Annotated in this window: 19 protein-coding genes; 4 read left to right on the plus strand and 15 right to left on the minus strand. The window is 53.5% G+C overall.

What is annotated here, in order from left to right; genetic code table 11:
• Positions 1–7: 7 nt before the first annotated feature.
• From bcsC to bcsR, 6 genes are read right to left on the minus strand one after another with little or no spacing between them, the layout of a single operon-like run.
• Positions 8–3,481: a cellulose synthase complex outer membrane protein BcsC gene (bcsC, locus tag QUE74_RS22140; RefSeq protein WP_001225138.1), complete on the minus strand. Its 3,474-nt coding sequence runs from the start codon at positions 3,479–3,481 to the stop codon at positions 8–10.
• On the minus strand, positions 3,463–4,569 hold the full coding sequence (gene bcsZ / locus QUE74_RS22145) for a cellulose synthase complex periplasmic endoglucanase BcsZ (RefSeq protein WP_001353587.1): 1,107 nt from the start codon (positions 4,567–4,569) through the stop codon (positions 3,463–3,465). Before bcsZ ends, bcsC begins: the two co-directional genes overlap by 19 nt.
• Positions 4,570–4,575: 6 nt before the next feature.
• Positions 4,576–6,915, minus strand: a complete 2,340-nt coding sequence (gene bcsB / locus QUE74_RS22150; protein WP_001355017.1) for a cellulose biosynthesis cyclic di-GMP-binding regulatory protein BcsB — start codon at positions 6,913–6,915, stop codon at positions 4,576–4,578.
• 10 nt (positions 6,916–6,925) lie between these two features.
• Positions 6,926–9,544 carry a UDP-forming cellulose synthase catalytic subunit gene (gene bcsA, locus QUE74_RS22155; RefSeq protein ID WP_000025851.1) on the minus strand — a complete coding sequence of 873 codons (2,619 nt, stop codon included), beginning with the start codon at positions 9,542–9,544 and terminating at the stop codon, positions 6,926–6,928.
• The gene (gene bcsQ / locus QUE74_RS22160) at positions 9,541–10,293 is read right to left on the minus strand and encodes a cellulose biosynthesis protein BcsQ (protein WP_000279529.1); all 753 of its coding nucleotides are present in this window, start codon (positions 10,291–10,293) and stop codon (positions 9,541–9,543) included. The genes bcsA and bcsQ overlap by 4 nt, the downstream gene beginning before the upstream one ends.
• 11 nt (positions 10,294–10,304) lie before the next feature.
• Positions 10,305–10,493, minus strand: a complete 189-nt coding sequence (gene bcsR / locus QUE74_RS22165; RefSeq protein ID WP_001063314.1) for a cellulose biosynthesis protein BcsR — start codon at positions 10,491–10,493, stop codon at positions 10,305–10,307.
• A 271-nt stretch (positions 10,494–10,764) separates the two neighbouring features.
• Between bcsR and bcsE the strand changes: the two genes are divergently transcribed.
• From bcsE to bcsG, 3 genes are read left to right on the plus strand one after another with little or no spacing between them, the layout of a single operon-like run.
• Positions 10,765–12,336, plus strand: coding sequence for a cellulose biosynthesis c-di-GMP-binding protein BcsE (gene bcsE / locus QUE74_RS22170; protein ID WP_001204923.1), 1,572 nt, complete (start codon positions 10,765–10,767; stop codon positions 12,334–12,336).
• A complete protein-coding gene (gene bcsF / locus QUE74_RS22175; protein ID WP_000988308.1) occupies positions 12,333–12,524 on the plus strand; it encodes a cellulose biosynthesis protein BcsF in 192 nt (63 codons plus the stop codon). The genes bcsE and bcsF overlap by 4 nt, the downstream gene beginning before the upstream one ends.
• A complete protein-coding gene (bcsG, locus tag QUE74_RS22180) occupies positions 12,521–14,200 on the plus strand; it encodes a cellulose biosynthesis protein BcsG (RefSeq protein ID WP_000191597.1) in 1,680 nt (559 codons plus the stop codon). The genes bcsF and bcsG overlap by 4 nt, the downstream gene beginning before the upstream one ends.
• A gap of 86 nt (positions 14,201–14,286) precedes the next feature.
• Here bcsG and QUE74_RS22185 read toward each other — a convergent pair whose 3' ends face one another.
• The 4 genes from QUE74_RS22185 to QUE74_RS22200 form a co-directional block, all read right to left on the minus strand.
• Complete coding sequence (locus tag QUE74_RS22185; protein WP_000170737.1) at positions 14,287–14,394, minus strand: type I toxin-antitoxin system toxin Ldr family protein; 108 nt, start codon at positions 14,392–14,394, stop codon at positions 14,287–14,289.
• Positions 14,395–14,769: 375 nt separating this feature from the next.
• On the minus strand, positions 14,770–14,877 hold the full coding sequence (locus tag QUE74_RS22190) for a type I toxin-antitoxin system toxin Ldr family protein (protein ID WP_001295224.1): 108 nt from the start codon (positions 14,875–14,877) through the stop codon (positions 14,770–14,772).
• A 376-nt stretch (positions 14,878–15,253) separates the two neighbouring features.
• Positions 15,254–15,361 (minus strand): type I toxin-antitoxin system toxin Ldr family protein, encoded by a 108-nt coding sequence (locus QUE74_RS22195; RefSeq protein ID WP_000170738.1) that lies wholly within the window; start codon positions 15,359–15,361, stop codon positions 15,254–15,256.
• 375 nt (positions 15,362–15,736) lie between these two features.
• The gene (locus QUE74_RS22200) at positions 15,737–15,844 is read right to left on the minus strand and encodes a type I toxin-antitoxin system toxin Ldr family protein (RefSeq protein WP_000170738.1); all 108 of its coding nucleotides are present in this window, start codon (positions 15,842–15,844) and stop codon (positions 15,737–15,739) included.
• A 475-nt stretch (positions 15,845–16,319) separates the two neighbouring features.
• Here QUE74_RS22200 and QUE74_RS22205 point away from each other — a divergent pair, with 475 nt between their 5' ends.
• Entirely contained in the window at positions 16,320–17,591 is a 1,272-nt protein-coding gene (locus tag QUE74_RS22205) for an SLC5/6 family protein (RefSeq protein ID WP_001355021.1), read from the plus strand.
• A 29-nt stretch (positions 17,592–17,620) separates the two neighbouring features.
• Here QUE74_RS22205 and dppF read toward each other — a convergent pair whose 3' ends face one another.
• The 5 genes from dppF to dppA form a co-directional block, all read right to left on the minus strand.
• The gene (dppF, locus tag QUE74_RS22210; protein ID WP_000103575.1) at positions 17,621–18,625 is read right to left on the minus strand and encodes a dipeptide ABC transporter ATP-binding subunit DppF; all 1,005 of its coding nucleotides are present in this window, start codon (positions 18,623–18,625) and stop codon (positions 17,621–17,623) included.
• Positions 18,622–19,605 (minus strand): dipeptide ABC transporter ATP-binding protein, encoded by a 984-nt coding sequence (gene dppD / locus QUE74_RS22215; protein WP_001196492.1) that lies wholly within the window; start codon positions 19,603–19,605, stop codon positions 18,622–18,624. Before dppD ends, dppF begins: the two co-directional genes overlap by 4 nt.
• 10 nt (positions 19,606–19,615) lie before the next feature.
• Entirely contained in the window at positions 19,616–20,518 is a 903-nt protein-coding gene (gene dppC / locus QUE74_RS22220) for a dipeptide ABC transporter permease DppC (protein WP_000084664.1), read from the minus strand.
• 9 nt (positions 20,519–20,527) lie between these two features.
• A complete protein-coding gene (dppB, locus tag QUE74_RS22225) occupies positions 20,528–21,547 on the minus strand; it encodes a dipeptide ABC transporter permease DppB (RefSeq protein ID WP_000938853.1) in 1,020 nt (339 codons plus the stop codon).
• 307 nt (positions 21,548–21,854) lie between these two features.
• Positions 21,855–23,462, minus strand: a complete 1,608-nt coding sequence (gene dppA / locus QUE74_RS22230; RefSeq protein ID WP_001222892.1) for a dipeptide ABC transporter substrate-binding protein DppA — start codon at positions 23,460–23,462, stop codon at positions 21,855–21,857.
• Between the last annotated feature and the right edge of the window lie 19 nt (positions 23,463–23,481).

Genomic DNA, 23,481 nt, shown 5'->3' on the forward strand with positions numbered 1-23,481 from the left:
TGAAAACTTACCAGTCGGCGTAAGGTATCAGCGGCTGCGGCGGTAAATCCATGTCACCCTGCCATCCGGCGGCGGAATAACGTACGTAGAGCAGGAAATGGCTGGGCGCGTAATCTTTCGCCTGCTGGATATCAATTGCCGTACCGACAAACCAGTTGGATGTGACGCGACGCTCAAGTAATGCCCGCGCCGTATAGCCAAAGCCCTGACTGCTGCCGCCATCGTTGGATTGCCGCGCAGCTTCTTCCTGCCAGTCAGTCGGGATCAGATTCATCAGCGGATACCGCGGCATGGTTTTGGTGCGCGAATGCGACCACGAACCAGACGCCCCCAGCTCCCACGACCAGTTTTCTGTCCGCTCACGCCACATCACCGGAATGGCAAACGACAGGTATTCCTGCGGGCTGTAGTAACCGCCCTGACCGAGTGAGTACCCACTCAGATCTTTGTCGTAATGCCAGATCATGTTGTTCAGGCCGATTGTCACGCGGCGATTGTTCTGGTTGATGACCTTATAGTAATAGCCCGTCATCCAGCGCACGCGCCAGTTATCTTCAACATTTTTACCGGTTAACTGGTCGCCGCTAAGCGATGCCCAGACGCCGTTTGCTTCACCTTTATCGTAGCTCAGGCTTAGCCCCACGCCGTCGGCACGCACGCCGCCCCATTTTTTCCCGGTATTGCCTGGGGAGTCTTTTTGCCCGCCAAAGGCCAGCAAAGAACTGGAGATGGGCCGACGATGGGCGTTAACTGTGTAACCCAGCGGCCCGATATCATCGCTGTAACTGATGCCGCCGACCACATCCACCACGTTGAAGCCCATCGGCGTGGTGCCGATATCCCAGCTCCAGACGTCATTTCGCCAGCCGACCGCCACGCTGGCACCGGAATCCGACTGGCTGCGGTTGCCGCTACAGTCCTGTAATGTACAGGTGCCCCAGTTGTCATCCCATTTGCCATCGGCATTAGTGGAGAAACTGCCGACGTTCATATTGACGAAATCACTGCGAAAGAACATCCGCCCGTCAGAATACGGCGCATCCACCTGCAACATGGTAGTGTGCGCTTTCAGATCGGAGTAACCACCGGTGCCGCTCGACCCCCAGTAATCGTGCTCGAGGGTGACGTTAAGATCCTGCTGGCGGTAGAGATCTGCCGCATCGCTGCGCACGCCGCGTTTCAGCCAGTCATCTTTCTCGTCGTTACGAGTCAGCCGGGTAAAGGTGTCGTTATCCTGCGGACGCGTCGTGGTCACACCGGATGCAACCATCGCGTCTTTGTAGGTTTCCAGCGCCTGCGTTGGATCGCCCGCCTGTGCTTCAAACTTCGCACCGTCGCGCAGTACCATCGCGCTTTCCATCGACGGTGGCTGAGATTTTGCCTGCGGGATCAGCTTGTTAAACGTCTGCTGCGCCGCTGCGGTATCGCCAAGCTGCGCCTGCGCCAGCGCCACGCGCCGCTGTGTGTTCAGGGAGGCGTTATCGGAGGCAGGCAGTTTCGCCAGTTGGCTACGTGCCGCCGCTTTGTCACCGGCAGCGATATCCACTTCCGTCAGGCCAAGAATGGCATCAGCGTTAGTTGGCTCCCGCGTCAGGACATTCTGATATGCAGCACGGGCAGCAGCGTAATCACGTCGTTGTTGCGCCCAGTCAGCCAGCGTCAGATCAATACGCGAGGAAGGCGGTTGCTGGCGCAGCATCGCTGCTGCTTCTGCCTCTTTACCGTTTTCTCGCAGGCGATTAGCGGTTTCCAGCACCTGGTCGCTTTGCAGCCGATTAACCAGCTCCTGAATATTGCTGTTCCACTGGGCACGCGGCAGGCTGTTGATATGCGCCAGTGCCGCTCTGTCCTGGTCGTGACCTGAAAGGTACAGCCCGTAAGCGTAAACCTGCTCCGGGTCGTTCGGCTTCTGCTGCACGAGATTGCGCATTAACGTATCGGCCTGGCTGCGTTGTCCGGCCTGCCAGAGATCCTGCGAAAGTCGGTAAGTAATCCATACACTGCCGGGGTCCAGTGCCAGTCGTTGCCGCTGAAGTGCTGCTGCCTGCGCCCATTTGCCCTGTTTTTCCAGTGCCTCTGCCTGCTGTGCCAGACGATCGTTTTGCAGGCTACGTTCGATATCATCAATGCTGCGCCGCTGGCTGGCAGAGAGCGAGGCGATAAACGCTTCGGCTTTTTCTGGCGATTGCTGGCGGTAAATATTCGCTAGCCCGCGCACGGCGTTGGTATTGCCGCTGTCCATGCGCAGCGTCTGCTGGTAATAGCGTTCGGCGGCGGAATAATCTTTTCGCGCCATCGCCACATCGCCCAGCCCCAACACCGCATAGCTGTCGGTGTTATCGACACTGCGCGCCTGCTGGAACAGGCGTTCTGCCCGGTCAGGATTATTGGCTTTCAGCGCGGCATCACCCTGCTGGATCGCCAGCCAGTAGCGGTTTACTTTCAGCAGACTGTTCCATTTGTCGTTGTTGCTGCTGTGCGGGTCCAGTGCGAGGGCTTTTTCCAGATTCGCCACCGCATTGGCGCGATCGCCTTTCTGAGAATACGCCTGGCCCAGCGCCCCCAGTGCCTCACTGTCTTTCGGGTTCGCCCGCACTGCCTGTTGTAGTTCGGGAATGGCTTTACCCGCCATGCCAGAGTCCACTGCCGCTAAACCTTGCGCACGAGCGCGGAAAGCAGGGTCGGCCAGCTGTTTTTGCTGTTCTGCCAGTTGCGATTGCGCAGCAGCTACGCTGTCGCCATCACTAAAGATAGAGAGATATTTTTTCAGCGCCTGCACGCTGGCATCGCTGACAGGCATGTCTTTAATCTGCCCGTACCAGATTTTAGAGGCTCCCTCGCGCCCGGCGTTCGATTTCGCCATCTGCTCCAGTACAGCAAAACCTTCATCACGCCGATCGCTACTAAACAGCAATAGCGCCAGATTGTTTTGCAGGCCCGTATTGCCCGGCGTATCCGCATTGATGCGTTTTAGCTGATTAATCGCTTCGCCACGGCGAGCCGGAATTTTCGCCACCGTACTCCAGTACTCGACGGCAATGTCACCTTCCGGCGGCGCACCGTTGAACAGCTTGTTGTAACTCGCCACAGCTTCTTCTGCATGACCGGTAGTCGCCTGCAATCTTGCCTGTTGCAGTGCCTGACGACCATCCGGCGTAGAAAGTAACATTGTGGTCCGCGACGATTTATACGCATTTGAACTCGGCGCTAACTGCGACAGCCGATCGAGCTGTTTTTGCGCGCCATCAATATCGCCCTGACGTAACAGAGAACGGAAACGGGCGGCAACGACGTCCGGGTTATTCGGATCAATAAGTTCCAGCCGATACAACGACTGTTGCACCAGATCTTCACGATGGGTCGCTTCGCCTAACCGAACTTGCTCCAGCAACTGTTGCTGAGCGGTTGGTGCTGCCTCGACCATCGGCATGACGGCCAGACCGAGGGAAAGCGTGAATATGTTTAGTGTGAATTTGCGCATTCCTGGCCCCAGTCAGGTAATAACTCACCTTTTGTCGAGAAGCGGAAACGGTGTTGATCCCAGCCTTGTCCAAACAGGGTCAGCACATAGTTGTAATAGGCATCGCTGCCGGGAAAGTTATCGGCCACGCGCTGGCGCTGAACGGCCTGTGCATCGCGGTTTTGTAAAAAGGGCAGCATGGCGGCAGAAAAACCGACCGGTCCTTTACCCTGCGCTTTCCCCGTAGCCACATCGACTTTTTCCGGCGGATAGCCGTTTTTCTCGGTGAATGTCGCCATCGGTTTAAACCGGTTGAGCATCCGCGCTTTTTGCGGATCGCTGTCAGGCATCATGCCTACCCACATGTAAACACGGATAGCGTCGTAGCTGCTGATCAATGTTTTTTCGGCTTTTAGCTGCCAGCCTTTGTCTTTCTCATAGCGCACCCAGTCTGGCGAAAAGCCTTTCGGGGCGGTTTCCAGCAATAAACGTTGATTGGTTTCGCGCAGCGTAGTCCACGGCGCGCCAAAGCGGGTGAAATACTGCGCCAGCGTCGGCGGCAGGTAGCTGGGGTTAAAACGCCAGCTGTTATCCTCTGCAAATCCCACTTTGCCCGGCAACAACATGGAACCCAGCCCAGGCACCGTCACCACTTCCTCCCGCGCAATACGTTTTAACAACGCGCTGCCGATGTCGGTATAACGCTGCTCTTTCCACAAACGCCCCGCCTCCAGCAACGACCAGGCCATCCAGACATCACCATCAGAGGCCGAATTGCTGTCCAGCACTTCCCACTTACTGTTCTCTTTCTTGCCCCACAGCCAGGCGGGCAAATGTTCTTTTAAAGAACCCTGAGCGAGATTGTTCTGCGTCCAGTCGAGAATATTATCGAAAGCTGCACGGTCGTTAGCCGCCAGGGCAAAGAACATGCCGTAACTTTGCCCTTCGGAGGTGGTGATTTTGCGCGCGTCGCTGGGGTCGATGACGCGCCCTTCCTGACTGATGTAATCCTTTTTGAACTGCTCCCAGGCAGGCCAGTTGCAGGCAGCCTGAACACTAAAGGCAGCCAGCAGCAGCATCGTCACGAGTCCACTACGCAACACATTCATCTTCAATTACTCGTTATCCGGGTTAAGACGACGACGGCTGATAATACGCAGCAAACGCCACAGTACCCAGGCCAGCAGCACGACGCTGATTGCCGCCAGCACCGCCAGCAGAATCGGATGGTTTGCCAGCGCATACCATAAGCGTTCGAACCACGGCAGATGGCCAACGTAATAGACGTCGCCAACACGCAGGCTATTGATACCGGACTCGCGGATCACCGCGACCGAGCCGAACATGGTGGCGCGTTTGCCGCTATCGTTCACCGCATCGTTAAGCATTTCATAACCGCGTGGGCTATCTGCCAGCAGCGCAATCACGCTACGCTGGTCGTTATACGGCGACTGGAAGCCAATCACCGCTGCCATCGCACCGGAAGAGGTCAGCGTTGATTGAGTTTCTGCCGCGCGATCGCTCTCGTCCGGCACAATGCCGGGGAACGGGGTCTGGCGCATCGGCGTTTTCACCCAGCTTTCGGTCGCCTGCACCAACAGGTCGATCTGCTTGTCGTCTTTCAGTTTGTCCGGGATACCACCGATAATCATGATGTCGGCATCTTTGCCCTGAATGGTGCTGCCATCATCGGTCACCGTCAGGTTAATCGCCGGGAAGCCCGTCTGCGCACCGATAAAGCCAACGGTATTCAGCAAGGTTTCCATCTGTGCTTCGTTAGGCGCTTTCGGCATCACGGTGATGGTTTGTGACAGATCCGCCATCCGGCTGAACGGGAAGCCCGCGTTAGCAAAGGCGCGTAGATCCGGCATCGGGATGAAGTGGTAATACTTCGAGAAGTCGATGGTGGAGTCGTCACCAATCACCACATGATTCTGCACCGGCTGGAAGGTAATACAGTTATCCACCGAACCGCCCGGCATCGGGTTCATATACTCAAAGTCGAACCGCAACTGGTTGGTCGCGCCCAGTTTCAGCGCCGGAATAGAGACATCCGTTTTGCCATCCAGCAAACCTTGTAATACCGGAATACGCAGCAGCAGGCGGTTCGCCTCCTGTTTACTGCTCAGGTTGAAGGATTGCAGGAACTGGTTATTCAGGCTGATATCCATCCGCGAACTGTCTTTCACCGGCGGCATGGTGTAGCGATAGTTGATATCCATATCAATGCCGGTACTGCGCATCAGGTAGAGATCCGGCGGCAGGTTTAGCGAAACGTTAATCGCTGCTGGCTCAAGACCGCTGGATTGTAACTGTTCTTCATAGGTTTTCAGTTCACCAAAGGTGACCGGACGATCGGTACGCACCCAGTTCGGCGCATCGTACGGCTTACGCGGTAGCAGCGGTTTCACTTCATTCACTACCACGCTTTCACCACGGAACAGAATGTTACCCTGAGCGATACCTTTCGCTGCCTGCAACAGGTCTTTGTCGTCACGACCAAAGACCACCAGCAGTTTGACGTAAGGATTCTGTGGATGGTTGATCATCTCAATCACCGGGGCTTTTACCGCCGGATGATCGCGCAGGAAGTCCGGGCGTTTGTCATTAGTGGCAAAAACGATGGCATTGCGATCCGGCAGTTGGTTATAGAGCACCGGGAAGTTCTGCCCACGCCAGCCAGAACGCGAACCAAACCACGAGGCGACAATGGCAGATGCTTGTTGCAGCCCAACATCCGGCGCACCCGCAAAGACCATCGGCAAGGTGTTGGTGCGGTTATCACGCGGGTCAAAGAATGGTACCGGGAAGTGTGACAGATCATTCTTCACATTCAGGGTCTGATAGGTCAGATCCAGTCCACTGCTCCGCCCAACATCCAGCCAAAGCGTGGTGCTGGCCGGGTTTTCGCACACGTCCTGATAATGACCGACAAACTCCAGCCGCACACGGTTGAAGTCGGTAATAAACAGTGGGTTAATTGGCATTTGTGCCAGCGTTTTTTTACCCAACTGTTCTTTGGTCACTGGCAGCACGCCCATCAGTTCATCATTGAGATAAACCTTTAACTGCGACTGGACAGGCAGTAACGATGGCGATGGCGTGTATTCGAGGTTGAGCATCGCCTTCGTCACCACTTCATCGCTGCGCATACCAAACTCAATGCTGCCGTTCGGGTTAATGCCACGTAGCACCATGCTGCCCGGCGGTGGCGCAATTTGCGCAAAGGTCAGCTTCACATCACGCGAAGGACCGTTCTGCGCCACGATGGGGGCATCAGCGCCCTGCACGCCCGGCATCACTTGCCCCACCTGCGGATTTTGTTCCGTCTGGGCGGCTACAGCTGGCTCAGCATTGATCAGTGGTTGCGTTGCTGGCGTCGCCTGCGTCATGAAAGAGGGGAACGCACTCATCCCCATAGCCACTGCACAAATCCAGAATAGTTTTCTTTTCATCGCGTTATCATCATTGTTGAGCCAAAGCCTGATCCGATGGTTGTGCCGTTTCGCTCCGCTCCGGGCGGCGCGGAATAAACGATACAACCCAGGAAACCAGAGAAGTCAGCACACGGAATATGCCCTTCACCGAAGAAGGCGCAAACTCCGCCAGATGGCGGTAGCCACGGAAGCCGAGCTTCAGAATATCCAGCAGACTTTCCAGCGGCTTATCTTCCGGATAGCTGTCCTGCCAGAGCGCCCATGTATCCGCACGGGCAAACGTACACTGCACAAAATCGATATGTTGCTGGGTGGTGAGCGGCATTAATTTCAGCCCAACTTCATTACCCATCACGCGCGCCACCTGGGCCGGGAAGACGTATTCTTGCTGACCGCGTTTAAGCAACAGATTCACTTTCTGCCCTTCCAGAATCTGTGCCTGACCGTTGATCTTGATCCCCAAACCACCGTCGGAGAAATCCTGAACGGTACACGAGAAGAGGTGACCATCTTCGCGGGCAATTGCCGCGGGCATCGTCATCTCCACGCGGTGCGATCGGCGAACCTGTTTGCTTTCTACCGATACCGCTACCGCACCACCGAGAATAATCAGGTTGTAGAACACCCACACCATACTGACGATGACAGTGAGCATCTCGGTTGGCGGGCCGTAGAAGTAACGCCAGATACCGACCGCAATACCGACCAGGTTGAGCAATACCAGGAAAATGTAGGGCCGTGAGATCACCCAGTCGACGTACTCTTCTTCCACCAGTCCACCTTTGGCGGTGACGTTAAATTTGCCTTTGTGCGGGTTAATCAGCGCCACCAGCGTCGGTGGTGCGATATACCACGCCAGTACCGTTTCGTAGATTTCGCTCCAGAAAGAGTGGCGATATTTACCCTGAATCTTCGAGTTGGTCAGGCTGGCGTGAATCATATGCGGCAGCACAAACAGAGCAATCATTAACGCTGGCGCGTAGATGATGTAGGCATGCAGCAGCAGGAACGCCAGCGGCGCAGTCAGAAAGATCAGTCGTGGAATGCCCGACAAGAAATGGAACATGGCGTTGACGTAGCACAGCCGCTGAGCAAACTTCAGTCCTTTTCCGGTGAGCGGGTTATCAAGACGGAAGATTTGCACCATCCCACGCGCCCAGCGAATACGTTGGCCGATATGCGCCGACAGACTTTCGGTCGCCAGCCCCGCCGCCTGTGGAATACGCATATACGCTGAAGTGTAGCCACGACGGTGCAGACGCAGAGAAGTATGCGCATCTTCGGTTACCGTTTCGACGGCAATACCGCCAATCTCATCCAGCGGCTTACGGCGAATCACCGCACAGGAACCGCAGAAGAAAGTGGCATCCCACATATCATTGCCGTCCTGCACCAGACCATAAAACAGCGTGCCTTCGTTTGGCGTTTTACGAAAACGCCCGAGGTTGCGTTCAAACGGGTCCGGTGAGAAGAAGTGGTGCGGCGTCTGCATCATCGCCAACTGTTTTTCTTTCAGGAACCAGCCCATGGTCATTTGCAGGAACGATCGCGTTGGTACGTGGTCGCAGTCGAAAATCGACACGAACTCGCCTTTGGCATATTTCAGCGCATTGTTGATGTTGCCTGCTTTCGCATGTTCATGAGTGGTACGGGCGATATATTTCACCCCCACGTTTTGTGCAAACTGGCGAAACTCTTCCCTGCCGCCGTCATCTAGGATCCAGATGTTCAGCTTGTCTTTCGGCCAGTCGATACCCAGCGAGGCGTAAATCGTATTTTTCACCACGTTGAGATCTTCGTTGTAAGTCGGGACAAAGATATCCACCGACGGCCACAGCGACATATCTTTCGGCAATGGCACCGGCTGACGATTCAGCGGCCATACCACCTGGAAGTAGCCGAGCACCAGCACAATCCACGCGTACGTTTCAGCGAACAGCAGTATAAGCCCGCACACCAGACTTACCGGATCGTCCCAGTTCAGCGTAGAGGTGTAGCGCCACCAGATATAACGGCAAGAAACAGTCAGCGACAGCACAATCAACATCAGCGCCGAGAAGCGTCCCGGCATTCGTCGTACGATCAGTGCTACACCCCACAGCAGCATCAGGAAGATAAACTGCGCCAGCGGGTTAAACGGCTGGGTAACGCAGATTAATGCCAAAATCAGTGAGAAGGTGACGATGATACCGAGGATCAACCGCCGCGCCCCGGCGCTCAAATGACCGAGTTCTTTTTTCTCATCAAGATGCTGTGTTTTATGGCTAACGCGCTCAGGCAACTCGTCCATCCATTGATGGTAACGGCCACGAATATTCTGCAGACCTGAAATTGCCCGCCTGCGCGGTTTCGGCGTTTCTTTGCGCGATGTACCGATCAGTAACCAGCATGTTTGAATGAGATAACGGACCGGGTCCAGCGGACGCGGACGCGAGGCGTTGATATGCGGATACAGGTTTTTATGTTCTGCGCGAATACGCTGCCAGCGCGGGTGCTCCAGCGGAATAAAAATCCAGGCCAGGATCAACCAAAAACAGCCGAGCGTCGCGCTGAAAGCCGACGCGCCGTGACGACGATAATCGCGATAACGCCCGATAAGCCGCGCGTTGACCGGCGGGATAAGCAACCACCGGGTCAGGATACTCATGATGCACTCCCGACTGGCGTTTTCAGCCCGGAATAGTTCAACAGGCACCAGTTAGCCAGCGTCAGTATCTCTTCAGCCGCCAGCGCATCACTGCGGTATTCACCGACTGGTTGCTTAGCCGCCAGGCATTGAGCCATCGCTTCATCACGATGAATGAGCATTGGCAGTAATCGGCGCTGGCTTTGCAACCAAAGCTGGTAAATATCGTCCTGAACCTGACTGCCGATACGGAAGTCATTAATCAAAATATGCGCGCCATCCGGCAGCGCCTGCTGATGCAGCCGGATATGGCAGTTGGCATCCACATTGACGATTGCCAGCGAGTGATCGCACAAACTCAGCAACTGGTGGGTTATCTGTGAGGCATCACGCGGTAAGTCGATCAAAATCCACTGGTAACGCCCGCTAGCTTTGAGTTGCTGTAAGCCGGAGCAAATATCGCTCAACCGGGTTTGCCAGTGCTGAGGATTTTCTTGTTCTTCAATGGATAACTGACCAAAAGGCAGCAAATCGAGCTGCGAGGTATAGCGCAACCCGGCGTCACGCCAGTCCTGACCGTCCAGCATGGCTCTGGCCCAGCCCTGACGGTGGGTAAAATCAACGTTAAATGACAGGCGCAACAAATTGTCCGGGCAGGCATCGACCACCAGGACATTTTCTCCCAACATTTGTAATGACCAGGCTAATGCGGCAGTGATGGTTGTTGTCCCCACGCCTCCCCGCACCCCCTGCAATCCCAGTACGGCCATTCACCAATCCCCTACTTTTGTTGCGCAAACTCTGCCAGCAACGGCCAGCGTTTTAATGCCGCGGCCAACTGTTCGCGTTGGGAAATATCGGCATAATCAATATCAGGCAGTGAAAATGCCTGCTTTAACGCCAAAATATCATTCTGGAAGATATAGCCTATCGCGGGATCAGGCAGAGTATCTGGTTCATTGTTATTCATTTGCTTGATCCCTATGAAATAACCGCACCGTTCATGAGACAATTCTAACCGTGAGCATTTCGCCGGTTTATTGTTTACGGCGAGACGGGAATTTGCTCACTTTTTGACTTTCCGTTACGCAACAAAAAAAGTTAAAAACGAAAAGACTAAAATCACACGTCTTGTGACCTGCTAAATTGATTCACATGCTAAATCTGATAAGTTTTAATTTCAATGGTAGGTTTATTTCTTAGCTTTCGCTAGTAAACTGATAATCAGACAAAATGATGACATGAGGGACATTGTGGACCCTGTATTCTCTATCGGTATCTCATCATTATGGGATGAGCTGCGACATATGCCAGCAGGCGGCGTCTGGTGGTTTAACGTCGATCGCCATGAAGATGCTATCAGTCTGGCGAATCAAACAATTGCATCCCAGGCTGAAACCGCACACGTCGCGGTCATTAGCATGGACAGCGATCCGGCGAAAATCTTTCAATTAGATGATTCTCAAGGGCCGGAAAAAATAAAATTATTTTCAATGCTAAATCATGAAAAAGGTCTATACTATTTGGCCCGTGATTTGCAGTGTTCTATTGATCCCAATAATTACCTTTTTATTCTTGTTTGCGCAAATAACGCATGGCAAAACATTCCTGCCGAGCGGCTTCGCTCATGGTTGGATAAAATGAATAAATGGAGCAGGTTAAACCATTGTTCGCTTTTGGTAATTAATCCCGGAAATAATAACGATAAACAATTTTCATTGTTGCTTGAGGAATACCGTTCACTTTTTGGTCTTGCCAGTTTGCGTTTTCAGGGCGACCAACATTTGCTGGATATTGCCTTCTGGTGCAACGAAAAAGGGGTCAGCGCCCGTCAGCAGCTTAGCGTTCAGCAACAAAATGGTATCTGGACATTAGTTCAAAGCGAAGAGGCGGAGATCCAACCACGCAGCGACGAAAAACGCATTCTGAGTAATGTTGCTGTACTGGAAGGTGCACCGCCCCTATCGGAACACTGGCAACTGTTCAACAATAACGAAGTTCTGTTCAATGAAGCCCGTACAGCTCAGGCGGCGACGGTGGTCTTTTCTTTACAGCAAAATGCGCAAATCGAGCCACTGGCCCGCAGCATTCATACTCTGCGTCGCCAGCGCGGTAGTGCGATGAAAATCCTCGTACGGGAAAATACTGCAAGCCTGCGCGCCACCGATGAACGTTTATTATTGGCCTGCGGTGCAAATATGGTTATCCCGTGGAATGCGCCACTCTCCCGCTGTCTGACGATGATCGAAAGCGTGCAAGGGCAGAAGTTTAGTCGCTATGTGCCGGAAGATATCACTACCTTGCTGTCAATGACCCAGCCGCTCAAACTGCGTGGTTTCCAGAAGTGGGATGTGTTCTGTAATGCCGTTAACAACATGATGAATAACCCTCTCTTGCCTGCACATGGTAAAGGCGTTCTGGTTGCCCTACGTCCGGTACCGGGTATCCGCGTTGAGCAAGCCCTGACGCTGTGTCGCCCTAACCGTACCGGCGATATCATGACCATTGGCGGTAATCGGCTGGTGCTGTTTCTCTCATTCTGTCGGATTAACGATCTGGATACCGCGTTGAATCATATTTTCCCATTGCCGACTGGCGACATTTTCTCAAACCGTATGGTCTGGTTTGAAGATGATCAAATCAGTGCCGAGCTGGTGCAGATGCGCCTGCTTGCCCCAGAACAATGGGGCATGCCGCTGCCTTTAACGCAAAGTTCTAAACCGGTCATCAATGCCGAGCACGATGGTCGCCACTGGCGAAGAATACCAGAACCAATGCGACTGTTAGATGATGCTGTGGAGCGCTCATCATGATGACCATCAGCGATATCATTGAAATTATTGTCGTTTGCGCACTGATATTTTTCCCGCTGGGCTATCTGGCGCGGCACTCTTTGCGACGCATTCGCGACACCTTACGTTTGTTCTTTGCTAAACCTCGTTATGTTAAACCGGCCGGGACGTTACGCCGCACGGAAAAAGCCAGGGCAACCAAAAAATGACTCAATTTACGCAAAATACCGCCATGCCTTCTTCCCTCTGGCAATACTGGCGCGGCCTTTCCGGCTGGAACTTCTATTTTCTGGTTAAGTTCGGCCTGTTGTGGGCGGGATATCTTAACTTCCATCCGCTCCTCAATCTGGTGTTTGCCGCGTTTCTGCTGATGCCCATTCCGCGCTACAGCCTGCATCGCTTACGCCACTGGATTGCCCTGCCGATCGGCTTTGCTTTGTTCTGGCATGACACCTGGTTGCCTGGCCCGGAAAGCATAATGAGCCAGGGTTCGCAGGTGGCGGGGTTCAGTACCGATTATTTAATCGACCTTGTCACACGCTTTATTAACTGGCAGATGATTGGGGCCATTTTTGTTTTATTAGTGGCCTGGTTATTCCTGTCACAATGGATTCGCATTACCGTTTTTGTGGTTGCCATTCTGCTATGGCTGAACGTACTTACCCTGGCGGGACCAAGTTTCTCCTTGTGGCCTGCCGGTCAACCGACGACCACTGTAACAACGACGGGTGGTAACGCAGCGGCAACCGTTGCGGCGACGGGTGGCGCACCGGTAGTGGGTGATATGCCCGCACAAACTGCACCGCCAACAACGGCGAACCTTAACGCCTGGCTGAATAATTTCTATAACGCGGAGGCGAAACGTAAATCGACCTTCCCGTCTTCGCTGCCCGCTGATGCTCAGCCATTTGAACTACTGGTGATTAATATCTGTTCGCTTTCCTGGTCGGATATTGAAGCCGCCGGGTTGATGTCGCATCCGCTGTGGTCGCATTTCGATATTGAGTTCAAGAACTTTAACTCCGCCACCTCCTACAGTGGCCCGGCGGCGATCCGTTTACTGCGCGCCAGCTGCGGGCAGACTTCGCACACTAATCTGTATCAACCGGCAAATAACGACTGCTATCTGTTTGATAACCTGTCGAAACTGGGCTTTACCCAGCACCTGATGATGGGACATAACGGCCAGTTCGGCGGTTTTTTGAAAGAAGTTCGCGAAAATGGCGGCATGCAGACCGAATTGATGGATCAAACAAATCTGCCGGTTATTTTGTTGGGCTTTGATGGTTCGCCGGTTTATGACGATACCGCCGTGCTTAACCGCTGGCTGGACGTTACCGAAAAAGATAAAAACAGCCGTAGTGCCACGTTCTACAACACGCTTCCACTGCATGACGGCAACCATTATCCGGGCGTCAGCAAAACAGCGGATTACAAAGCGCGAGCGCAGAAATTCTTTGATGAGCTGGACGCCTTCTTTACTGAACTGGAGAAATCGGGTCGTAAAGTGATGGTGGTAGTGGTGCCGGAACACGGTGGCGCGCTGAAGGGCGACAGAATGCAGGTATCTGGCCTACGTGATATCCCTAGCCCGTCTATCACAGACGTCCCCGTTGGGGTGAAATTCTTCGGCATGAAGGCACCACATCAGGGGGCACCGATTGTCATCAACCAACCGAGCAGCTTCCTGGCTATCTCCGATCTGGTGGTTCGCGTTCTTGATGGTAAGATTTTCACCGAAGACAATGTTGACTGGAAAAAACTCACCAGTGGGTTGCCACAAACAGCACCGGTCTCCGAGAACTCAAATGCAGTAGTTATTCAATACCAGGATAAACCGTACGTTCGCCTGAACGGCGGCGACTGGGTGCCTTACCCGCAATAAGAACGAAAAAGGCCGCAGAGTTTCACCCCTGCGGCCTGATCCGGGCGCAAATTGCCATTACGGCAGCCTGACGCCCGCATGACACGTTACTTCCACTTATTCAGCGAGTTCACGATCAGACTGGCAAGAATGCCAGCAATGACCGGAGCCGCTAAATCATGCCAGAAGGCCATGCCCAGTTCTGCGAGCGTCATATAGCCGCCTCTGTTGTAATGACAACGTTTCGCGGCTATTCTTGAGTTGTTTGGGTTCAAGATTAGCCCCCGTGATGTTGTCAGGTGCATACCTGCAACGTGCGGGGGTTTTCTCTCTCCAGCAACCAATGCCACCAGGGATAAAGCCCCCGCAACATTGCGCCTCACCGGAACCCTTCCGGCTTGCCGCTAATTCTACGACTGTTTTTCTGTTCCGGAATCCGTCACTTCTTCACTCTGTGCTGCGCATTCCGCAGAATATTATCCGCTTGCAACCGTTGCATTTTTCTTACGAAAAAGGCCGCAGAGTTTTATCCCTGCGGCCTGATCCGGGCGCAAATTGCCATTACGGCAGCCTGACGCCCGTCTGACACGTTACTTCCGCTTGTTCAGCCAGTTCACGATCATGCTGGCAAGAATGCCAGCAATGACCGGAGCCGCTAAATCATGCCAGAAGGCCATGCCCAGCTCTGCGAGCGTCATATAGCCGCCTCTGTTGTAATGACAACGTTTCGCGGCTATTCTTGAATGGTCTAGATGCAAGAATGGCCCCCGTGGTGTTGTCAGGTGCATACCTGCAACGTGCGGGGGTTTTCTCTCTCCAGCAACCAATGCCACCAGGGATAAAGCCCCCCGCAACATTGCGCCTCACCGGAACCCTTCCGGCTTGCCGCTGATTCTACGGCCATTTTTGTTCGTCGAAATCCATCACTTCTTCACTCTGTGCTGCGCATTCCGCAGAATATTATCCGCTTGCAACCGTTGCATTTTTCTTACGAAAAAGGCCGCAGAGTTTTATCCCTGCGGCCTGGTCCGGGCGCAAATTGCCATTACGGCAGCCTGACGCCCGTCTGACACGTTACTTCCGCTTGTTCAGCCAGTTCACGATCAGACTGGCAAGAATGCCAGCAATGACCGGAGCCGCTAAATCATGCCAGAAGGCCATGCCCAGTTCTGCGAGCGTCATATAGCCGCCTCTGTTGTAATGACAACGTTTCGCGGCTATTCTTGTATTGTTTGGATGCAAGAATGGCCCCCGTGATGTTGTCAGGTGCATACCTGCAACGTGCGGGGGTTTTCTCTCTCCAGCAACCAATGCCACCAGGGATAAAGCCCCCGCAACATTGCGCCTCACCGGAACCCTTCCGGCTTGCCGCTGATTCTACGACTGTTTTTCTGTTCCAGAATCCATCACTTCTTCACTCTGTGCTGCGCATTCCGCAGAATATTATCCGCTTGCAACCGTTGCATTTTTCTTACGAAAAAGGCCGCAGAGTTTTATCCCTGCGGCCTGGTCCGGGCGCAAATTGCCATTACGGCAGCCTGACGCCCGTCTGACACGTTACTTCCGCTTGTTCAGCCAGTTCACGATCAGACTGGCAAGAATGCCAGCAATGACCGGAGCCGCTAAATCATGCCAGAAGGCCATGCCCAGTTCTGCGAGCGTCATATAGCCGCCTGTGTTGTAATGACAACGTTTCGCGGCTATTCTTGAGTGGTCTAGGTTCAAGATTAGCCCCCGTGATGTTGTCAGGTGAATATCTGCAACGTGCGGGGGTTTTCTCTCTCCAGCAACCAATGCCACCAGGGATTAAGCCCCCGCAACATTGCGCCTCACCGGAACCTTTCCGGCTTGCCGCTGATTTTACGATTGCTTTTTACCGTCAGCACCCGGCAATCTTCCTCATTGCGTGATGCCTTCCAGCTTAATTTCTTTATTTGCAATAGTTGCAGTTCATATCCGGGCTGACTCCAGACTGGTAGTGAAATGCGCAATTTTGTAGAATTGCGCCTCCTCGCGACCTCCCCAGTGAATCTATTGCCTCATTTTTTACATACTGCGTATTCGACTTCTCCACCTGTTGCGCAAGAGAAACTGGGTTTATTCATTTTTGCGAGGCCGACTTCTTTCTGGACAGGACTTTATGCAGCACAACACACTACCGAAACACGATCAGAAAATGCCGTTTACACGCTACGACTTCGGCTGGGTTTTATTATGCATAGGCATGGCGATTGGTGCCGGAACCGTGCTGATGCCAGTACAAATTGGCTTGAAGGGAATTTGGGTATTTATTACCGCAGCGATCATTGCTTATCCTGCCACCTGGGTAGTGCAGGACATTTATTTAAAAACCCTTTCTGAAAGCGATTCCTGTAATGACTACACCGATATTATCAGTCATTACCTGGGGAAGAACTGGGGAATTTTCCTCGGGGTTATCTACTTTTTGATGATTATCCACGGGATTTTTATCTACTCTCTCTCCGTGGTTTTCGACAGCGCCTCGTACCTGAAAACCTTCGGTTTAACCGATGCCGATCTTTCACAATCTCTACTTTATAAAGTCGCCATTTTCGCCGTACTGGTGGCAATTGCGTCTGGTGGTGAACGATTACTGTTTAAGATTTCCGGGCCAATGGTGGTGGTCAAAGTAGGGATTATCGTCGTGTTCGGTTTTGCGATGATCCCGCACTGGAATTTCGCCAATATAACCGCCTTCCCGCAAGCCTCCGTCTTTTTCCGCGATGTCCTGCTTACCATTCCCTTTTGCTTCTTTTCTGCGGTATTTATTCAGGTACTTAACCCAATGAATATTGCCTATCGTAAACGGGAAGCGGATAAAGTACTGGCAACCCGGCTCGCGCTGCGTACCCACCGAATTAGTTATGTCACGCTCATCGCGGTGATCCTGTTTTTTGCCTTTTCGTTTACCTTCTCAATTAGCCACGAAGAAGCCGTTTCTGCCTTTGAACAAAATATCTCGGCACTGGCACTGGCCGCGCAGGTGATCCCTGGGCATATCATTCATATCACCTCTACGGTGCTGAATATCTTTGCCGTACTGACCGCATTCTTTGGCATTTATCTCGGTTTCCACGAGGCCATTAAAGGCATTATTCTCAATCTGTTAAGCCGAATTATTGATACCCAGAAAATTAACTCACGCATGCTGACTCTGGCGATCTGCGCTTTTATCGTCATTACGTTGACGATTTGGGTTTCGTTTCGTGTATCGGTGCTGGTGTTCTTTCAGTTGGGAAGCCCGTTATATGGCATTGTGTCGTGCCTCATTCCATTTTTCCTGATCTATAAAGTCTCACAACTGGAAAAACTTCGCGGGTTTAAAGCCTGGATGATTCTGCTGTACGGCATTTTGTTATGCTTGTCGCCACTGTTGAAGCTGATTGAGTAAACCGGAGCGCATGGCCCCGGTTTTGTGAGTTACCGCTGCGGATTTTCATCCTGATCAACAGCAAAACAAGCTACCAGTTGACCGCCGTAGTCTTTTAGCTGCGGCTGCAACTGGGTGCAGGGGCCGAAGCGCCGACGACAGCGGGCGTTAAACGCGCAGCCCGGCGGTGGATTGAGCGGGCTTGGCAGTTCACCGGTGAGCTTGATGCGCTCGCGGCGATCGTCCGGGTTCAGGCGCGGCGTCGCGGAGAGTAGCGCCTGGGTGTACGGATGACGCGGGTTATTGAAGATTTGCTCCTTCGTTCCCTTCTCCACGCAGCGGCCCAGGTACATCACCATCACTTCATCAGCAATGTGCTCCACCACCGACAGGTCGTGCGAGATAAAGACATAAGACAGCCCCAACTCCTGCTGCAAATCCATCATCAGATTCAGCACCTGCGCACGCACTGAAACGTCCAGCGCGGAAACCGGTTCATCGGCAATCACCACATCCGGGTCGAGCATCAGACCACGGGCGATGGCGATACGCTGACGCTGACCGCCGGAGAACATGTGCGGATAGCGATCGTAATGCTCGGTTTTCAGGCCGACTTTCGCCATCATCGACAACGCTTTTTCCCGACGCTGTTCTTTGCTTAAACCGGTGTTGATCAGCAGCGGCTCTTCGAGAATTTGCCCGACTTTTTTACGCGGATTCAGCGAGCCATAGGGATTCTGGAAGACGATCTGGATTTTCTGTCGACGCAACTTCTGCGCCTGCGGATCGTGCTTGAGCAGATCCTGCCCCTGGTAATACAGTTCGCCGCCGGTAGGTGTTTCGATCATCGTCAGCAGCCGACCGAGGGTCGATTTACCGCAGCCAGATTCACCTACTACCGCCAGCGTTTTGCCACGTTCAAGGTTGAACGAAACGCCGTCCAGCGCTTTAACCAGACGTTCCGGCGCGAACATGCCTTTCTTCACCGGATAATGTTTTTTCAGGTCGATAGCCTGCAACAGCGGTTGTTGCGAGGTGGCCTCATGCGTACTCATAGTGTCGGCCTCCCGGCATCATCAAGTGGGTAATGGCATTTGGACTGACGCCCGTCAGCGAGCATATTCAGCGCCGGTTCTTCAGCGCGGCATCTGTCAGTGGCATAGGGGCAACGCGGGTTAAGCAGGCAGCCATTCGGACGGTCGTATTTGCCAGGAACGACGCCAGGCAACGACGCCAGACGTTCTTTGTCCTGAGCAAATTCCGGCAGCGCACGCAGCAATGCCTGAGTATACGGATGACGCGGCGCATGAAAGATAGAGTGCGCATCGCCCGTTTCCACCACCTGACCGGCATACATGACGATGATTTTATGCGCCGCTTCCGCCACCAGCGCCAGGTCATGGGTAATCAATACCAGCGCCATGTTCTCTTTCTGCTGCAGCTCCAGCAGCAGTTCGATGATTTGTGCCTGAATGGTCACGTCCAGCGCGGTGGTCGGCTCATCAGCAATCAGCAGTTTTGGCCGACAGGCAATCGCCATGGCGATCATCACACGCTGGCTCATGCCGCCAGAAAGCTGATGTGGGTAAACATCCAGACGCGATGCCGGATCGGGAATACCGACCTGATTCAGCAGATCAATCGCCCGCTGACGGCGAGTGCTCTTATTACCGCCCTGATGCACCTTAATTGCTTCCATAATCTGGAAACCTACGGTGTAACACGGGTTGAGGCTGGTCATCGGGTCCTGAAAGATCATCGCCACTTCGGCACCCACCAGGTTGCGGCGCTCTTTTTCCGAGATACGCTGCAAATCCTGGCCGTTAAACTCCAGCTTTTCTGCCATCACGCGGCCCGGATAATCAATCAGCCCCATAATCGCCAGTGAACTGACCGACTTACCGGAGCCAGACTCACCCACAATTCCGACCACTTCGCCTTGTTTCACGCTGTAGCTGATACGGTCTACGGCGCGGAACGGTGCGCTTTCGTCGCCGAAATGCACCGATAATTTATCTACATTTAATAACGCCATCTCGAACCTCTTACTGCTTCAGTTTGGGATCGAGCGCGTCACGCAGACCGTCACCCATCAGGTTAAATGCCAGCACCGTCAGCAGGATCGCCAGACCGGGGAAGGTTACGACCCACCAGGCGCTTTGCGCGAACTGCAACACATCGGAGAGCATGGTGCCCCACTCCGGTGTTGGCGGCTGCGCTCCCATGCCAAGGAAACCAAGAGCAGCCATATCGAGAATGGCGTTAGAGAAACCGAGCGACGCCTGAACAATCAGCGGCGCAAGGCAGTTCGGGAAGATGTTAATAAACATCTGACGCATCGCCCCAGCACCTGCCACGCGAGACGCGGTGACGTAATCGCGATTCACCTCCACCAGCACGGCGGCGCGGGTTAAGCGCACATAGTGCGGCAGCGCAACGAAGGTTAGCGCCAGCGCGGCGTTACCAATCGACGGGCCGAAAATCGCCACCAGCACCAGCGCCAGCAGTAGACTTGGCAGCGCCAGCATGATATCGACCACGCGCATGATGATGTTATCGACCAGGCCGCCAAAGTAACCAGCGATCAGGCCGAGAATAACGCCCATAATCAGCGATAACACCACTACCAGACAGCCAACCAGCAGCGACAAGCGCGCGCCGTACATCAGCCGCGACAGCACATCACGACCTACGTCATCGGTGCCCAGCAAGTGCGCCATACTGCCGCCTTCTTGCCAGGCTGGCGGGGCGAGCAGTGCATCGCGGAACTGTTCCGCTGGGTTATAGGGTGCAATCCAGTTGGCAAAGATCGCGATAAACAGCACGATGACGACGTAAACCAGCCCGATGACCGCGCCTTTATTGCGTTTAAAATAGTGCCAGAACTCCTGTAACGGGGTCATCGGCACCGGTGCGCTAATCACTTTATTTTCAGTAACCTGTGACATGATGTCCCCTTACTTCTTATGACGAATACGCGGGTTCACCACGCCGTACAGCAGATCGACCAGCAGGTTGACGAGGATAATCATCGTCGCCACCAGTAATACGCCTCCCTGCACTACCGGATAATCGCGGCGTTGCAGCGCGTCAATCAACCAGCGCCCCAAACCGGGCCACGAGAAGATGGTTTCGGTCAGAATCGCGCCTGCCAGCAATGTTCCCACCTGCAGGCCGATAACGGTCACCACCGGCAGCATGGCATTACGCAGCGCATGGACGATAATCACCCTAAGGCGGGTCAGCCCTTTGGCACGCGCGGTGCGGATGTAATCCTCGCCCAGCACTTCCAGCATCGAGGAGCGCGTCATACGTACAATGACCGCCAGCGGGATAGTACCCAGCACAATGGCGGGCAAAATCATATGGGCGACAGCATCAATAAAGTTGCCGTCTTCACCCCAGATGGCGGTGTCGATCAGCATAAAACCGGTTAACGGATTGGAGTCATCGAGGAACACCATGTCGCTCACGCGACCAGAGACGGGCGTCAGGTTCCAGTGCACTGAAACCAGCATGATCAACATCATGCCCCACCAGAAGATCGGCATGGAGTAGCCGGTCAGCGCCAGACCAACCGCCGTGTGATCGAAAATAGAACCGCGTTTAACCGCAGCCAGCACACCAACCGGAATACCGACCGCGGTCGCAAAAATCATCGCGCAGACGCCAAGTTCCAGCGTGGCCTGGAAGCGCGGCACGAACTCTTCCCATACCGGAATTCGGCTTTTCATCGAAATGCCTAAATCACCGTGCATTACGCCCCAAATGTAATGGAGATACTGCTGCCACATCGGTTTATCCAAGCCGAGTTCTGCCAGCAATTGCGCGTGACGCTCTGGAGAGATCCCACGTTCGCCCGCCATGATCATCACCGGATCGCCCGGGATCATGTGGACAAAGGCAAATGTGAGAAGGGTAATACCGATAAACGTGGGGATGACGAGTCCCAAACGTCGGAGAATAAACTGCAACATAACCCGGATTCTCTGTAGTGACCCGCAGCCTGGAACTGCGAGTCTGTATTGCTCACAAATCAATTCCCGCCCTTATAGGACAAGGAATTAAGTATTGCTGCCGGATGGCGCTGCACTTAAAGGCACAGCACCACCGGGTATGCAGATTGTTGACAAAGTACGCTTTGGTCATGCCGGATGCGGCGTGAACGCCTTATCCGACCTACAAAATCGTGCAAACTCAATACATTGCAGAACTCTCGTAGGCCTGATAAGCGGAGCGCATCCGGCAGTTTTGCGTTTGCCATCAACCTTGTATGGCTTTTAATTATTCGATAGAGACGTTTTCGAAGTGATGTTTGCCTAATGGATCAACCACATAGCCTTTAACTTCTTTGCGTACCGGTTCAAACACGGTGGAGTGAGCGATGATCAGTGCCGGAGCCTGATCGTGCATCACGACCTGTGCTTGTTTGTACAGTTCAACACGCTTGTTGTGGTCGTCGGTAGCACGCGCCGGTTGAATCAGATCTTCAAACGGTTTGTAGCACCATTTTGAGTAGTTGGAGCCTTGTTCAGAGGCAGCGCAGCTGAACAGGGTAGCGAAGAAGTTATCCGGATCCCCGTTGTCGCCAGTCCAGCCCATCATTACCGTCTGGTGCTCGCCATCTTTTGCACGCTTGAGGTACTCACCCCATTCGTAGGTAACGATTTTCGCTTGTACGCCGACTTTCGCCCAGTCTGCCTGAATCATCTCTGCCATGCGACGAGCGTTCGGGTTATACGGACGTTGTACCGGCATTGCCCACAGGTCGATAGAGAAGCCTTTTTCCAGACCCGCTTCTTTCAGCAAGGCTTTCGCTTTTTCAGGATCGTAGGTGTAGTCCTGAACATCATCGTTATAGCCCCACATGGTTGGCGGGATCAGGTTTTTCGCTGATACGCCCGCGCCCTGATACACTGCTTTGATAATCGCGTCTTTGTTCACCGCATAGGTCAGTGCCTGGCGAACTTTCACGTCATCCAGTGGTTTTTTCTGCACGTTATACGAGAGATAGCCGACGTTCAGCCCCGGCATTTCCATCAGGTTGATGGATTTATCCTGCTTCATGCGGGCGATGTCTGCCGGGTTCGGGTACGGCATCACCTGGCATTCATTTTTCTGCAATTTAGCGTAACGCACGGAAGCGTCAGGGGTAATAGAGAAGACCAGCGTATCGATCTGTGGTTTGGTGCCCCAGTAGCCATCAAACGCTTTGTAGCGGATACGGGAATCTTTTTGATACTGCTGTAACTGGAACGGGCCGGTGCCGATTGGGTTAAGGTCCAGTTTTTCCGGCGTACCGGCTTTCATCATCGCGTCAGCATATTCTTTTGACAGAATAGAGGCGAAGTCCATTGCCAGGTCAGCAAGGAACGGCGCTTCCGGGCGAGTCAGCACGAACTGAACGGTGTTGTCGTCCACCTTTTTCACTTCGCTGATCAGCTCCGGCAAGCCCATACCTTCGAAGTATTCGTAGCTACCGCCAGAAACTTTATGGTACGGGTTTTGTGCGTTTTTCTGACGATCGAACGAGAACACCACGTCATCGGCATTCAGTTCGCGCGTCGGTTTGAATTCTTTGTTGTTATGCCACTTCACACCTTTACGCAGATGGAAGGTATAGGTTTTACCGTCTTCGCTGACTTCCCACTTTTCAGCGAGGCCCGGAATCACTTCAGTGGTGCCGATTTTAAATTCAACCAGGCGGTTATAAAGCGGTACGGAAGAGGCGTCATAGGTGGTGCCGGAGGTAAACAGCTGCGGGTTAAACCCTTCAGGAGATCCTTCTGAGCAATAAACCAGAGTTTTAGCCTGAACACTTGCTGCGACGGTCATAGCCACCAGGCTGAGACCAAGCTTCAGCATCCCTGACTTTTTCAAGGAAATACGCATTATTCTGCTCCAATTGTGA

Source organism: Escherichia sp. 10290 (assembly GCF_030295155.1).
In the GTDB taxonomy this organism is placed as follows: domain Bacteria; phylum Pseudomonadota; class Gammaproteobacteria; order Enterobacterales; family Enterobacteriaceae; genus Escherichia; species Escherichia coli_F.

What these genes read in the sequence shown, in the direction of transcription:
- bcsC (WP_001225138.1), bottom strand. Translation starts at nt 3,481, where the DNA reads ATGCGCAAATTCACACTAAACATATTCACGCTTTCCCTCGGTCTGGCC.
- bcsZ (WP_001353587.1), bottom strand. Translation starts at nt 4,569, where the DNA reads ATGAATGTGTTGCGTAGTGGACTCGTGACGATGCTGCTGCTGGCTGCC.
- bcsB (WP_001355017.1), bottom strand. Translation starts at nt 6,915, where the DNA reads ATGAAAAGAAAACTATTCTGGATTTGTGCAGTGGCTATGGGGATGAGT.
- bcsA (WP_000025851.1), bottom strand. Translation starts at nt 9,544, where the DNA reads ATGAGTATCCTGACCCGGTGGTTGCTTATCCCGCCGGTCAACGCGCGG.
- bcsQ (WP_000279529.1), bottom strand. Translation starts at nt 10,293, where the DNA reads ATGGCCGTACTGGGATTGCAGGGGGTGCGGGGAGGCGTGGGGACAACA.
- bcsR (WP_001063314.1), bottom strand. Translation starts at nt 10,493, where the DNA reads ATGAATAACAATGAACCAGATACTCTGCCTGATCCCGCGATAGGCTAT.
- bcsE (WP_001204923.1), top strand. Translation starts at nt 10,765, where the DNA reads ATGAGGGACATTGTGGACCCTGTATTCTCTATCGGTATCTCATCATTA.
- bcsF (WP_000988308.1), top strand. Translation starts at nt 12,333, where the DNA reads ATGATGACCATCAGCGATATCATTGAAATTATTGTCGTTTGCGCACTG.
- bcsG (WP_000191597.1), top strand. Translation starts at nt 12,521, where the DNA reads ATGACTCAATTTACGCAAAATACCGCCATGCCTTCTTCCCTCTGGCAA.
- QUE74_RS22185 (WP_000170737.1), bottom strand. Translation starts at nt 14,394, where the DNA reads ATGACGCTCGCAGAACTGGGCATGGCCTTCTGGCATGATTTAGCGGCT.
- QUE74_RS22190 (WP_001295224.1), bottom strand. Translation starts at nt 14,877, where the DNA reads ATGACGCTCGCAGAGCTGGGCATGGCCTTCTGGCATGATTTAGCGGCT.
- QUE74_RS22195 (WP_000170738.1), bottom strand. Translation starts at nt 15,361, where the DNA reads ATGACGCTCGCAGAACTGGGCATGGCCTTCTGGCATGATTTAGCGGCT.
- QUE74_RS22200 (WP_000170738.1), bottom strand. Translation starts at nt 15,844, where the DNA reads ATGACGCTCGCAGAACTGGGCATGGCCTTCTGGCATGATTTAGCGGCT.
- QUE74_RS22205 (WP_001355021.1), top strand. Translation starts at nt 16,320, where the DNA reads ATGCAGCACAACACACTACCGAAACACGATCAGAAAATGCCGTTTACA.
- dppF (WP_000103575.1), bottom strand. Translation starts at nt 18,625, where the DNA reads ATGAGTACGCATGAGGCCACCTCGCAACAACCGCTGTTGCAGGCTATC.
- dppD (WP_001196492.1), bottom strand. Translation starts at nt 19,605, where the DNA reads ATGGCGTTATTAAATGTAGATAAATTATCGGTGCATTTCGGCGACGAA.
- dppC (WP_000084664.1), bottom strand. Translation starts at nt 20,518, where the DNA reads ATGTCACAGGTTACTGAAAATAAAGTGATTAGCGCACCGGTGCCGATG.
- dppB (WP_000938853.1), bottom strand. Translation starts at nt 21,547, where the DNA reads ATGTTGCAGTTTATTCTCCGACGTTTGGGACTCGTCATCCCCACGTTT.
- dppA (WP_001222892.1), bottom strand. Translation starts at nt 23,462, where the DNA reads ATGCGTATTTCCTTGAAAAAGTCAGGGATGCTGAAGCTTGGTCTCAGC.